The sequence below is a fragment of the Pseudomonas sp. PVC-3-1 genome, assembly GCF_057444315.1.
On sequence record NZ_CM172023.1, the window covers coordinates 5302999 to 5315840 of the forward strand.

Annotated in this window: 13 protein-coding genes; 5 read left to right on the forward strand and 8 right to left on the reverse strand. The window is 64.1% G+C overall.

Translation table 11 applies throughout. From position 1 onward, the window contains the following. The first annotated feature begins 126 nt into the window (after positions 1-126). Together AC2T4A_RS24270 and AC2T4A_RS24275 are read left to right on the forward strand one after the other, a co-directional pair. Positions 127-816 (forward strand): crotonase/enoyl-CoA hydratase family protein, encoded by a 690-nt coding sequence (locus AC2T4A_RS24270; protein ID WP_045208591.1) that lies wholly within the window; start codon positions 127-129, stop codon positions 814-816. 158 nt (positions 817-974) lie between these two features. Next, positions 975-1166, forward strand: a complete 192-nt coding sequence (locus AC2T4A_RS24275; protein WP_081520664.1) for a hypothetical protein — start codon at positions 975-977, stop codon at positions 1164-1166. A gap of 106 nt (positions 1167-1272) precedes the next feature. Here AC2T4A_RS24275 and AC2T4A_RS24280 read toward each other — a convergent pair whose 3' ends face one another. Beyond that, positions 1273-1776 (reverse strand): macro domain-containing protein, encoded by a 504-nt coding sequence (locus AC2T4A_RS24280; protein WP_416746595.1) that lies wholly within the window; start codon positions 1774-1776, stop codon positions 1273-1275. A 284-nt stretch (positions 1777-2060) separates the two neighbouring features. On the opposite strand from AC2T4A_RS24280, the gene AC2T4A_RS24285 reads away from it, so the two are divergent. Both AC2T4A_RS24285 and AC2T4A_RS24290 read left to right on the forward strand, forming a co-directional pair. Next, a complete protein-coding gene (locus tag AC2T4A_RS24285; RefSeq protein ID WP_478378983.1) occupies positions 2061-2282 on the forward strand; it encodes a hypothetical protein in 222 nt (73 codons plus the stop codon). Positions 2283-2381: 99 nt separating this feature from the next. Beyond that, positions 2382-3353: a magnesium and cobalt transport protein CorA gene (locus AC2T4A_RS24290; RefSeq protein WP_416746591.1), complete on the forward strand. Its 972-nt coding sequence runs from the start codon at positions 2382-2384 to the stop codon at positions 3351-3353. 180 nt (positions 3354-3533) lie between these two features. Here AC2T4A_RS24290 and AC2T4A_RS24295 read toward each other — a convergent pair whose 3' ends face one another. The 4 genes from AC2T4A_RS24295 to AC2T4A_RS24310 all read right to left on the reverse strand — a co-directional run bounded on the left by AC2T4A_RS24295 (position 3534) and on the right by AC2T4A_RS24310 (position 8670). Further along, entirely contained in the window at positions 3534-4286 is a 753-nt protein-coding gene (locus AC2T4A_RS24295) for an amidotransferase (protein ID WP_478378984.1), read from the reverse strand. 204 nt (positions 4287-4490) lie between these two features. Beyond that, on the reverse strand, positions 4491-5045 hold the full coding sequence (locus AC2T4A_RS24300; RefSeq protein WP_486741995.1) for a cysteine hydrolase family protein: 555 nt from the start codon (positions 5043-5045) through the stop codon (positions 4491-4493). Between the two features lie 169 nt (positions 5046-5214). After that, the gene (locus AC2T4A_RS24305; protein WP_486741996.1) at positions 5215-7359 is read right to left on the reverse strand and encodes a 3-hydroxyacyl-CoA dehydrogenase NAD-binding domain-containing protein; all 2145 of its coding nucleotides are present in this window, start codon (positions 7357-7359) and stop codon (positions 5215-5217) included. A gap of 105 nt (positions 7360-7464) precedes the next feature. After that, on the reverse strand, positions 7465-8670 hold the full coding sequence (locus AC2T4A_RS24310; protein WP_416746583.1) for an acetyl-CoA C-acetyltransferase: 1206 nt from the start codon (positions 8668-8670) through the stop codon (positions 7465-7467). Positions 8671-9360: 690 nt separating this feature from the next. On the opposite strand from AC2T4A_RS24310, the gene AC2T4A_RS24315 reads away from it, so the two are divergent. Beyond that, positions 9361-10164 carry a cytochrome c gene (locus AC2T4A_RS24315; RefSeq protein WP_478378987.1) on the forward strand — a complete coding sequence of 268 codons (804 nt, stop codon included), beginning with the start codon at positions 9361-9363 and terminating at the stop codon, positions 10162-10164. 116 nt (positions 10165-10280) lie between these two features. On the opposite strand, the gene AC2T4A_RS24320 is transcribed toward AC2T4A_RS24315, so the two are convergent. The 3 genes from AC2T4A_RS24320 to AC2T4A_RS24330 form a co-directional block, all read right to left on the reverse strand. Continuing rightward, positions 10281-11015, reverse strand: a complete 735-nt coding sequence (locus AC2T4A_RS24320; protein WP_486741997.1) for a proteasome-type protease — start codon at positions 11013-11015, stop codon at positions 10281-10283. A 67-nt stretch (positions 11016-11082) separates the two neighbouring features. Beyond that, positions 11083-11892, reverse strand: a complete 810-nt coding sequence (locus AC2T4A_RS24325) for a transglutaminase family protein (RefSeq protein WP_416746577.1) — start codon at positions 11890-11892, stop codon at positions 11083-11085. After that, positions 11889-12839: an alpha-E domain-containing protein gene (locus AC2T4A_RS24330; protein ID WP_416746575.1), complete on the reverse strand. Its 951-nt coding sequence runs from the start codon at positions 12837-12839 to the stop codon at positions 11889-11891. Before AC2T4A_RS24330 ends, AC2T4A_RS24325 begins: the two co-directional genes overlap by 4 nt. Positions 12840-12842 lie beyond the last annotated feature (3 nt).

Here is a 12842-nt window from a genome sequence, read left to right on the forward strand (position 1 = left end):
GAAATCGGCCGAATTTCGTGGCATGCGGCTGACTCATCAGTCAGCCAAAACGCTTTACGCCCCTGCCCTGCGTCAGTATGTTCTGGCCACTTCCAACCCAAGGACTCCAACCCAGGACTCTCTGCCATGAGTGAGCTGATCAGCTACCAATTCGAAGACGGCATCGCCACCCTGACCCTGAACAACGGCAAGGTGAACGCCATCTCCCCGGCGGTCATCGAAGCCTTCAACCAGGCCCTGGACCAGGCGGAGAAAGACCGTGCCATCGTCATCGTCACCGGCCAACCGGGCATCCTCTCCGGCGGCTATGACCTCAAGGTGATGACCTCCGGTCCGGAAAACGCCGTGAACCTGGTGGCCGCCGGCTCTACCCTGGCACGCCGCATGCTGTCCCACCCGTTCCCGGTCATCGTCGCCTGCACCGGCCACGCAGTGGCCAAGGGCGCCTTCATCCTGCTCTCGGCGGACTACCGCATTGGCGTCGACGGCCCGTTCCAGATCGGCCTCAACGAAGTAGCCATCGGCATGACCATGCACCACGTTGGCATCGAGCTGGCTCGTGATCGCCTGCGCCGTTCCGCCTTCACCCGCTCCGTGGTGAACGCCGAGATGTTTAACCCGCGCGACGCCGTGGACGCCGGTTTCCTCGACAAGGTGGTCCCGGCCGAACAGTTGCAAGCCGCTGCCCTGGAGGCCGCCCAGCACCTGAAGAAGCTGAACATGACAGCGCACCGCAACACCAAGCTGAAAGTGCGCAAGCAGCTGCTGGAAACCCTCGACAAGTCCATCGAGCTGGACAGGAACCACCTGGCCTGATCGCTCGAGGAAAAAAGCCCGGCCATGTGCCGGGCTTTTTCATGCCACCACTGTTACTCAAAAGGCAACACTGATTAATCCTGTTCGCTATTTTTCAAAAATTATTACGCATTAACCTATAGATGAACCCAAGCAAAACCAACCCGGAGGTGTTCATCATGAAACTCAACATCATCGCCGCCAGCGTACTGGCCGCCGCTACCGCTTTTGCCGCCCAGGCCAGCTTCGCCGAAGAGTCCCCGCTGATGCAGGACCGCATGGTTCACATGACCCAGGCCGCTATCCAGCAACAGCAATCCGAGCAGTCCGCCAGCCAAGTGAACGTCGAAGCCGCCTCCAAGCAAGGCTGAAACCTTCACACCCCACCAGCCGCCTGCAGCAGGTGACGTCATGCAGTCGAGCCCGAAGCGAAAAGCCCGGCGTGATGCCGGGCCTTTCAGGGTCAATGACGCGACCTCAGAGATTTTCGACGGCCACCACACCTCGGCGGTAGGTCTCATAGACCACCACGCTGACATCCAGGTCGCCCAGGTACCGCTCTACCTGCGGCTTCACCTCTTTCCAGTCCAACCCACCAACACCGGTCGCCAGGCGCGGCAGCGCCACGCTTTCAACATGCTCGCTTTGCAGGTACCTGGCCAACTCCTTCAAGCAGTGGCCGACGTTCTCCACTGTCGCTCCGGCCGGCTTCGCCGCGCGCCCGTCGCCTTGCATGCCCTGGGTGAGCAGGTTGGCGATGCAGCGGGTGGAACCGTCCGCGTCAACACCCGACCAGATCCAGATCGAGCCCGGCTTAGGCGCGTTCGAATGCGAGGCGTGACGGTAGTCGCGCACCATCGATGGCCAGCGCTCGCGCAGATCCAGCGCCAGCCCGCTGTCGAAATGGTCCTGCGGCGCAATGCCGTGGGCGATGACTTGCGCCTTGCTCAGCAGAATGTCGCCTTCAACGTATCGAATCATGGGAAGTTCCTTGCGTCCGGGAAGTCCGTGGCAGCCTCGCGCCACCACCTGATTTCCACGTTACGCCGGGTAACCTCCCCCTCCTTGACGAGGGTCAAGCAGCCATGAAGCCCGCCAGAGTCCCGGAAACATCCGACGTCATCCCGCCGCCCACCGCCCTGCGCCTGGTACTCGCGCCGCCATCTATCAATGCGCCTGATACTCGGAACCAACCGGCATCGTTATTCAATCGAAATGACCAAAGCGACACTGGGCCATCACTTACCCGGACCCGAGTCGCCAGCATGAATCGCCAAGCCCACCGCTATGCCCGCAACGGCGCCCTCGCCGCCCTGGGGCTCTACACCATCGTGATCCTGGTGGTTACCGCCCTCACTGCCGGCTTCGACGGCGCGCGCCACGCCCCGGTGGACAACATCGACCGCAGCGGGCTCTTCGAACGCTTCAACCAGGCGGTGCCCGTGGCATTGCAGGGCCTCCAGGAAGCGCTCAGACCGCACTCCTGACCCTTCTTCGCTGGCGCGTCGCGCCAGGCTGGCCAACACTCAATCCCTGCAGAACGACTCCCGACTCCACACCAGATTCACAGCAGGGTGGGCTTCAGCATGGGCCGAGTCATCGCTTCCGCCGTCTACAGCAAGGGCCGCAAGGTCTCCGACATCCCGCTCGAGGACGGCTACCGCTGGGCGTGCCAGCCCGACCACTTCGTCTGGACCGGCCTGCAGGAGCCTACGCCGGAAGAGATGTTCAACCTGCAACGGCAGTTCAACCTCCACGAACTGGCAGTGTCCGACGCCCTGGAAAAGCACAGCCGGCCGAAGCTGGAAACCTTCGGAGACGCGCTGTTCATCGTCATCTATTCACCGATCCGCGCCGATAGCAGGCTGATGTTCGTCGAAACCCACCTGTTCGCGGGCATCGGCTACATCATCAGCGCGCGCCACGGCTTTTCCCAGTCCTACGCCCAGGTCCGACAGCGTTGCGAAGCGCGACCGCTGCTGCTGGCCCATGGCACCGACTTCGTGCTCTATGCCCTGCTGGACTTCGTGATGAGCAACTACGAGCCGGTGGTCGAGGCGATCCGTGGGGAAATCGAGGAGGTGGAGCAGCAGGTACTGCGCAAATCGCTGACCCAGGAGCAGATCGAGAAAATCTACGGTCTGCGCCGCGAGGTACTCAAGCTCAAGCACTATGCCGCGCCCATGGTGGAGATCTGCCAGGAGCTGCAGCGCCTGGACTTCCCCTTCATCGACAAGCAGATGCGGCCTTACTTTCGCGACGTGGCGATCCACGTGAACCGTCTGCTGGAAGACCTCACCACCCTGCGCGACGTCGCCAGCCAGACCATCGAAGTCGGACTGGCGCTGGAATCATCACGACAGAGCGTGGTGCAGCGCAAGTTCGCAGCCTGGGCGGCAATCCTGGCGTTCCCCACCGCCGTGGCCGGCATCTACGGGATGAACTTCGAATACATCCCGGAGCTGCACTGGCACTACGGCTACTTCCTGATCATGGGTTTGCTGGTGCTGGGCTGCGTCGGGTTGTACATCAGTTTCAAACAGGCGGATTGGTTGTGATCCGCGCCAGCCGGGAGGCAATCGCGGACAGAGTCCGCTCCTACGCTTGCCGGCGGGTATAGGAACGGACTCTGTCCGCGATCGGATCGGCTCTGCACCTATCCAACCGGGAACGATGTCCCACGGCACCAACGAAAACGCCGCTCGATTGAGCGGCGTTTTCAGTCAACACGGCAGGAATCAGGCCGCGCTTTTCTTCTCGGCTTTCTTCTTCTGGTCACGGCCTTGCTGGACGAAGCGCATCATCCACTCGCCCACCACAGCGCCCTGGTGCGGACGAGCGAGGCTGTCGATGCCGGACTGGAAGATCGGCTCGCTGAAGATGTGCTTGCGCAGCTCCAGGATCGCCTGGGAGTAATCACTCTGGAATTCCGGATGGCCCTGGAAGCACAGCACCTGGTCACCGATGGCATAGGCGGCGTTCGGGCAGAAGTCGCTGGAAGCGATGCGACGCGCGCCGTGGGGCAGTTCGGTGACCTGGTCCTGGTGGCTGATCAGCAGGGTCAGGCCATCGCCCAGCGACGGGCTCATCCACTCCGGCTGTTCCTCAATGCGGTAGTCGTGCGTACCCACACCCCAGCCCTGGCTGGCGCGCTCTGTCTTGCCGCCCAGCACCAGCGCCAGCAACTGATGGCCGAAGCACACGCCCAGCAGCTTGTCGCCGCGCTGGTAGAGCTTGAGCACATAGTCCTTGAGGGTCTGGATCCAGGGATCAGTGCCGAAGGAGTCCGCCTTGCTGCCGGTCACCAGGTACGCGTCGAACTTCTCATCTTCGGGCGGGTAATGCCCTTCCACCACGTTGTAGACCTTGAACTCGGCCGGAACGGGTTGCTTGGCGAACAGTTGCTGGAACATCCAGCCATAGCCCTTGTACTGATCGATGAGTTCGGGGCGGAGGATGTCGGTTTCCAGAATGCAGATGTGCAACGACATGCAGGGGTGATTCCTGGGGGGTTAGCGGCTGATAAGGATGGTTTTCCTGACACTGATAAAACGCGCGTGAAAATTACGCCCTATTTTTTCACCGCACAAGATGCCGAGGCCGATTCTTGTGCAGGAATTTCAGGGGAAATACCGGAAAAACCGACTTCCTTCAATTGCACCGGCGCACAGGGGTGACGGCCGGTTGGCAAGGATTCAGTCCAGTGACCGCTCACGCAGGACCGAGTTCGCATCCAGCACCTGCGCATATTCGCCTTGCAGGTTGGCCAGGGACATGGCGTGGACCTCCTCCGCGCTGCGCAGCACGCCGTTGAAATCGCGCTTGTCGAAGGCGAAGCAGGCGTCTGACACGACCTGCGTGACGAAGCCCAGGTTGCCCGCCGAACGCGCCGTGGCCTCCACCGAGTTGTTGGTGCTGACGCCACAGATCACCACCGAGTCGATGCCGCGCACCCGCAGCCAACGCTCCAGGCCGCTGTTGATGAAGGCGTCGGGGACGTTCTTCTCCACCACGTGCTCGTGGTTCAGCGGCGCCAGTTCCGGCTGGAATTCCGCGCCGGGCTGGCCGGGCCAGAACGGTGAGCCTGGTGTACGGGAAATATGCCGCACATGCACCACCGGCCAGCCTGCCTGGCGCCAGGCTGCCAGTAGCTCACCGATGCGCAGTTCGGCCTGCGGGTTGTTGCGCGGTTCGGAGCTGGTGCGCATGCCTTGCTGCTGGTCGATGATCAACAGGGCGGGAGCATTCATCGGTGCGGTCCTGGCGAGTCGGAAGGCGCCATCCTACGACCTGAGCAGGCAAGAAAAAACCGGCCACTCGGGCCGGTTTTGTGAAGCGACGACTTGTAGGAGCGAGCTTGCTCGCGAACGGCCCCGCAGCGGGGGTGATTCACGAGCAAGCTCGCTCCTACACGTACGCTCAGAACTGCTCGTTGCGCGCCGCCTTCTCCAGCAGCAGAGCCGGCGGCAGGAAGCGCTCGCCGTATTGCTCGGCCAGGTACTGGGCGCGGGCGACGAAGTCCTTCAGGCCGTACTGGTTGATGAACTGCAGCGCGCCGCCGCTCCAGGCCGCGAAGCCGATGCCGAAGATCGAGCCGATGTTGGCGTCGGCGGTGGAGGTCAGCACGCCCTCCTCCACGCAGCGCACCGTCTCGATGGCCTGTACGAAGAGGATGCGGTCACGCACGTCTTCGGCGGATATCTGCGCATCGGTCTTCTCGAAACGCTGCTTCAACTCCGGCCACAAGTGCTTCTTGCCATTGGCGGGATAGTCGTAGAAACCGGCGCCGGCGGCTTTGCCCGGGCGCTTGTACTCGTTGACCATCAGGTCCACCACGGCGAAGGCCGGGTGCCTGGGCAACTGCTTGCCTTCGGCTTCCAGGTCCTTGCGGGTCTGCTCGCGGATGTGGGTCATCAGGCTCATCGACACTTCGTCGCTGATCGCCAGCGGGCCCACCGGCATGCCGGCCTGGCGCGCCTGGTTCTCGATCATCGCCGCCGACACGCCCTCACCGAGCATGGCGAGGCCTTCGTTGGTAAAGGTGCCAAATACGCGGGAGGTGAAGAAGCCGCGGCTGTCGTGGACCACGATCGGGGTCTTCTTGATCTGCAGGACGTAGTCGAAGGCACGAGCCAGGGTGACGTCGTCGGTCTTCTCGCCGCGGATGATCTCCACCAGGGGCATCTTGTCCACCGGGCTGAAGAAGTGCAGTCCGATGAATTTCTGCGGCTGCGTCACCGCCTGGGCCAGGCCAGTGATCGGCAAGGTCGAGGTATTGGAGGCGATCACCGCATCCGCCAGGGCGACGGACTCGGCAGCGGCGCTGACCTTGGCCTTCAGCCCACGGTCCTCGAACACGGCTTCGATGATCAGGTCGCAACCTTCGAAGTCGGCGTCGCTGGCGGTCGGTTTGATCCGCGCGAGGAAGGCATCGCGCTTCTCGGCGCTCATCTGGCCCTTGCCCACTTTCTTGTCCAGCAGGCCGGCGGAATAGGCCTTGCCCTTCTCTGCGGCTTCAAGGGAGACATCCTTGAGCACCACATCGATGCCGGCGGCCGCCGAGACGTAGGCGATACCCGCGCCCATCATGCCCGCACCGACCACACCGACTTTCTTCGTCTGCTGCGGCGGGATGCCCTGCGGGCGCGATTTGCCCGCATTGATCTCGTTGAGCTGGAACCAGAAGGTGCCGATCATGTTCTTCGCCACCTGGCCGGTGGTCAGCTCGGTGAAGTAGCGCGCCTCGATCAGTTGAGCGGTGTCGAAGTCCACCTGTGCGCCTTCAACGGCCGCGCACATGATCTTCTCCGGCGCCGGGAAGCAGCCCTTGGTCTTGTCGCGCAACACGCTGGGGGCGATGGCCAGCATCTGTGCCACGGCCGGGCTGGACGGCGTACCACCGGGGATCTTGTAGCCGGCGCTGTCCCACGGCTGCTTGGCTGCCGGGTTGGCGGCGATCCACTCGCGGGCCCTGGCCAGCATGTCCTCGCGGCTGGAGGCCAACTGGTGGATCAGACCGGCCTTGAGCGCCTGGTCCGGGCGCACTTTCTTGCCTTCGGCCAGGTACGGCAGGGCCTTCTCCAGACCGAGCAGGCGCACCATGCGCACCACGCCGCCACCCCCGGGCAACAGGCCCAGGGTGACTTCCGGCAGGCCGAGCTGGACGTGGCTTTCGTCCAGGGCAATGCGGTGGTGGCAGGCCAGGCAGATTTCCCAGCCGCCACCCAGGGCCGCGCCATTGATGGCAGCGACCACGGGCTTGCCAAGGGTTTCCAGGCGGCGCAGCTGGCCCTTGAGCACCAGGATGCCTTCGTAGAAAGCCTGGGCGTCGGCCCTGGTCACCTTGATCAGTTCATTGAGGTCGCCGCCGGCGAAGAAGGTCTTCTTCGCGGAGGTGATCACCACGCCGGCGATCGAGCCCTTCTCGGCTTCCAGGCGCGCAACGGTGGCGGCCATGGCCTCGCGGTACGCACCATTCATGGTGTTGGCGCTCTGGCCGGGCATGTCCATGGTCAGGACGACGATGTTGTCCTGGCCTTTTTCATAACGGATGGCATCAGTCATTTTTGTTCTCTTCCCAAGGGTGGGAGACCTGTAGGAGCGAGGGGGACGCCTAGTCCTTGCTCGCGAAGCTCTGGGCTGTTCGCGAGCGAGCTCGCTCCTACTCGATCAGATTCGTTCGATGATGGTGGCGATACCCATGCCGCCGCCCACGCAGAGAGTGGCCAGGCCATAACGCAGATTGCGCCGCTCCAGCTCGTCCAGCAGGGTGCCGAGGATCATGCAGCCGGTGGCGCCCAGCGGGTGGCCCATGGCGATGGAGCCGCCGTTGACGTTGACCTTGCTCTCCGGTACGCCCATGTCCTTCATGAACTTCATCACCACCGAGGCGAAGGCTTCGTTCACTTCATAGAGATCGATGTCCTCGGCCTTCAGCCCTGCCTTGGCCAGTGCCTTGCGGGTTGCCGGCGCGGGGCCGGTGAGCATGATGGTCGGGTCGGTACTGGTCACCGCGGTGGCGACGATACGCGCACGGGCCTTCAGGCCCAGCTCGCGGCCCTTGGCTTCGGAGCCGATGAGCATGGCGGTGGCGCCGTCGACGATGCCGGAGCTGTTGCCCGGCGTATGCACGTGCTCGATGCGCTCGACGAAGCTGTACTTGCGCAGCGCACTGGCGTCGAAGCCCATCTGCCCCATCATCTCGAAGCTGGGCTTGAGCGCGCCGAGGCCTTCGAGGGTGGAATCACCGCGGATGAACTCGTCATGGTCGAGCAGGACGATGCCGTTCTGGTCGGTGACTGGCACCAGCGACTTGGCGAACAGTCCTTCGGCGCGAGCCTTGGCGGCCTTCTGCTGGGAGCGCAGGGCGAAGGCGTCGACGTCGGCGCGGCTGAAACCTTCCAGGGTGGCGATCAGGTCGGCGCCAATGCCCTGGGGCACGAAACTGGTGTGCAGGTTGGTTTCCGGGTCCAGCGCCCAGGCGCCGCCGTCGGAGCCCATGGGCACGCGGGACATGGATTCCACGCCGCCGACTACCACCAGGTCCTCGAAGCCCGAGCGCACCTTCATGGCGCCCAGGTTGACCGCCTCCAGGCCCGAGGCGCAGAAGCGGTTGATCTGTACGCCGGCAACCTGCTCGTCCCAATCGGCCACCAGCGCAGCGGTCTTGGCGATGTCCGAGCCCTGGTCGCCCACCGGAGTCACGCAGCCCAGGACGATGTCGTCGACCTGGGCGGTATCAAGCTGGTTGCGCTGCTGCAGCGCACGCAGGACACCGGCCATCAGGTTGACCGGCTTGACGCTGTGCAGCGCGCCGTCCTTCTTGCCTTTGCCGCGGGGAGTACGCACCGCGTCGTAAATGAATGCTTCGGTCATGGCGTTCTCTCTTAGAGTTGTCGTCACGCAGGCGTGGCGTGTCGGCCTACCTTAGCGGCGTGACAGCCAGGGGCAATGACCGCAGCGCTCAGCGCAATTGACCGTCACGCTCAGCCACCGACCGACGGTGGCGGCTTCGAAGGCTCTGGACAGGGGCTGACGGCGCAGGCGGACGAACGGTCGAAAAGCTGAACAGAGCTGTCACGCCCCGGTCATATAGAGGGAATATGCCTGGAACTGCATCACTTGCTGCCAGACGGTCTAAGCCCGCGCGGCACTAGGCTTAGACTCCGATGTGCAGTGAATGAAAAGCGTGCAGATGATGCGAAGAGTGCCGTTGCCGGGTTTTGCCGGCTCGGCTCGAGAAACCAGAAGCCAAGGCATGAGCGCCACTATCAACAGGCCGTGAGTGAGCCATGCCAAGAACAAGAAAGGCGGAAGGACATCATGGACAAACAATCGAGAAAATGGCGTCAGGCTAGCCTGATCGTCTTCGCAACCACCGTTGTACTGATCATCCCCAATCTGAGTCGTCTGGTCGGCTAGGGCCAACACCCGGCTACCCCGCCGCTGCGTACCGCGTGCCGCCATTCGCGAGCCACGGTCAACGCAGCGCGGGAGCCACCCACCTCCTGCTGCGCCCGCACCTCTGTTAATGTTCCGCGGCCCACCCGCCCACCGGAACCCGCCATGCGCCCACTGCTGCTGACGCTGCTCCTGCTCTGCCCCACCACTTTCGCTGCCACGCTCACCCTGGAACTGCCCGACGGCAAGCACGACTTCAGCACGGAACAGTTGCTGGCCAACTCCAAGGCGCAGGACATCGAGATTCCCGCCGACGTTTCCTACAACCGCACCATGCATTACCGCGCGGTACCACTGGCGGCGCTGCTGCAAGGCCTGAAACCCGGTGATCATCTACAGGCCGTGGCGCTGGATGGTTTTGCCGCCGAACTGCCGGCGGCGCCGCTGCTGGCGGAAAAAGGTTCGCGCGCCTGGCTGGCCATCGAGGAAGCCGACAAACCCTGGCCAAAGCTGGGCGACGGCAAGCCGTCCGCCGGGCCGTTCTACCTGGTGTGGACCGACCCGAAAGCCGCCGGCATTGGCCCGGAACAGTGGCCGTTCCAGGTTGCCAGTATCCGTTACCTCAAGCCCCTGGCAGAACGTTTCCCGGCGCTGCTGCCGGCGAAGAATGCGCCCGATTCAGTGCAGAAGGGCTTTGCCCAGTTCCAGAAGAACTGCCTGGCTTGCCATCGCCTGAATGGCGCCGGCGACTCGCAATTCGGCCCGGACCTGAACCTCCCGCACAACCCCACCGAGTACTTCGCCGCGGGCTACCTCAAGCAGTACATCCGCGACCCGCAGAGCCTGCGGCACTGGCCGGAGGCGCGGATGAAGGGTTTCGCCGCTGATGTGGTCAGCGACCAGGAACTGGACCAGATCGTTGCCTACCTGAAGCACATGGCCGGGCGGAAGGTTAAAGCCGGGAGCTGATCGGACAGATCAGCACGGCAGTGGGTTCGCGAGCAAGCTCGCTCCTACAAGGAGCGAGCTCCTGTGTTAACTCTGTAGGAGCGAGCTTGCTCGCGAACCCACCCCGCAGCACACCGTCAGTGCCAATAATCCCCCGGTGGTGCCGGCAACTCACCGAGCAACTGGCGCAACCCTGCACCCCACTGGTTGCGAATCCCCTCGAAGTAAGGATCGCCTTCCTGGATCCGGTACCCCGCCGGCACCTCCAGGCTGCCTTCGCGGTACACCAGCAGGTCCAGCGGCATGCCCACCGAGAGGTTGCTGCGGATGGTCGAGTCGAAGCTGATCAGCGCACAGCGCAGCGCCTGCTCCAGCGGCGTGGCATAGCTCATGGCGCGGTCGATGATCGGCTTGCCGTACTTGCTCTCGCCGATCTGGAAGTACGGCGTATCGCGGCACGACTCGATGAAGTTGCCCTGCGGGTAGACGTTGAACAGGCGAGGCACCTCGGTGCCGATCTGCCCGCCGACGAGGAACGAACTGCCCAGGTCTACGCCCTGGTTCTGGCCGATGTTCTCGTCGTGATCGACCACTTCGCGCAGCGTCGAGCCCACCAAACGGGCCGCCTCGAACAGATTCTCGACATTGCCCAGGTTCGGCCCGTCGCTGCCCATACGCTGGCGCAGCGTGCTGATCACCGACTGCGAGGTGGCCAGATTGCCGGCGCTCTGCACCACGATCAGACGTTCGCCGGGCGTGCCGAAGATGTGCAGTTTGCGGAACACGGCGATGTTGTCGACGCCGGCGTTGGTGCGCGAATCGGAAACGAAGACCAGGCCCTGGGCGAGGTTCATGGCGACGCAGTAGGTCATGGCTTTCTCATGGCGGTAGGAACTGGCACCGATCTTATGCCGGTGCCGGCGCTTGTGCCACGCATCCTCACTGCTGCGCCTGCTGCATCTGCTGCAGGTGCCCCGGCGCCACGGTGACGCGGGCGTGCATCTGCTCGCCGCCTCCGCCCCGGCGCATGCCGCGCACCGGGCAGGCGTCGAGGTAGTCCAGGCCGACGGCCAGTTTCAGGTGACGCTCGGGGCGGTCGAGCACGTTGGTCACGTCGAAGCTGTACCAGGCGTCGCCGACCCAGGCTTCGGCCCAGGCGTGGCTGGCGAGGTGCTCCTCGACATCGGTGTAGAGATAGCCGGAAACGTAGCGCGCCGGCACGCCCAGATAGCGCAGGCAGGCGAGGAAGGCGTGGGCGTGGTCCTGGCAGACGCCTTGCCCGGCGGCAAAGGCTTCGGCGGCGGTGCTGTCCACTTGGGTCGAGCCAGGCACGTAGGCAATGCGCTCATTCAACGCCTGCATCAGGTGGATCATGGCCTTGCGGTCGCGGCGCTCGGCGCACTGGGCGCGGGCGAACTCCTGCAACGCACCATCGGCCTGCGTCAGCCGGGTGCTGCGCAGGAACGGCAGCGGCGACAGGTGATCGTGCTCGCACTCGTTCTCCACGTCGATTTCGACGTTGCCGTGGGCGGCGATGGCGATGGCCTCGTGGGGCTCGTCGAGGGTCAGCACGTGGAGGATGTTGCCGTAGGCGTCGCGCTGCGGATGCGCCGGACGCGGCAGGTGCAACTGCCAGTCGAGCACATGCTGGCGCTCGCTTTCCTGCGGGGTCAGGCGCAGGTACTGGATACTCGCGCGCACCTGGTCTTCATAGCGGTAGGTGGTGTCATGGCGGATGGAGAGTTTCATGCGGCCTCCAGGTACGAGCTGTGAATGGCGTTGGCGAGCTGGCGCACCAGCCCGATGTGGTCAGTGATCCAGGGGTGCAGGCCGTTGCCCAGCACCTCGTCGATGCCGGTGTAGCGCACCCGCGCTTCCAGCTCGGCGGCCAGCCGCTGGGCCGGACGACCGTTGGCGCCGGGCAGGCTGGCGAGTATCTGGCGCAGTTCCTCGGCGCAGGCCAGCAGCGAGCGCGGCACGTCCTCGCGCAACAGCAGGAGTTCGGCGATGTTCCGTGCATTGAGGGCGTCGCGGTACAGCTCGGTGTAGCCCTCGAAAGCCGACAGCGCGCGCAGCAGCGCAGTCCATTGGTAATAGCCGCGCGCCGAGCCCTCGGCTGGGCCGGCACTGTGCTCGCCCAGCACCTGGTGGCGGGCGTCGAGCAGGCGCAGGGTGTTGTCGGCGCGCTCGATGTAGGTGCCCAGGCGGATGAAGTGGAAAGCGTCATTGCGCATGCTGGTGCCGAAGGTGGCACCACGGAACAGGTGCGAGCGGTCTTTCACCCATTCGCAGAAGTGGCTGATGCCGTAGCGCAGCAGGCCCTGGTGGGCGATGTCGCGCATCTCCAGCCAGGTGGCGTTGATGTTTTCCCACATGTCGGTGGTGATGCGCCCGCGCACCGCATGAGCACCGGCGCGGGCCGCGCCGAAGCAGGAATAGATGCTCGCTGGGTTCTGCGCATCCAGGGCGAAGAAGTTCAACAGGCGCTCGGCGTGCAGCTCGCCGTGGCGGGCGAGATAGGCGTCGAGGTTGCCGGTGATCAGCAGCGGCATGGCGAGCTCTTCCAGGCCATCGCCACGGCCATCCTGGGGCATCAGCGACAGCGAGTAGGACACGTCGAGCATGCGCGCGAGGTTCTCGGCGCGCTCCAGGTAACGCGACATCCAGTACAGGTCGGAAGCGGTTCTACTCAGCATGGT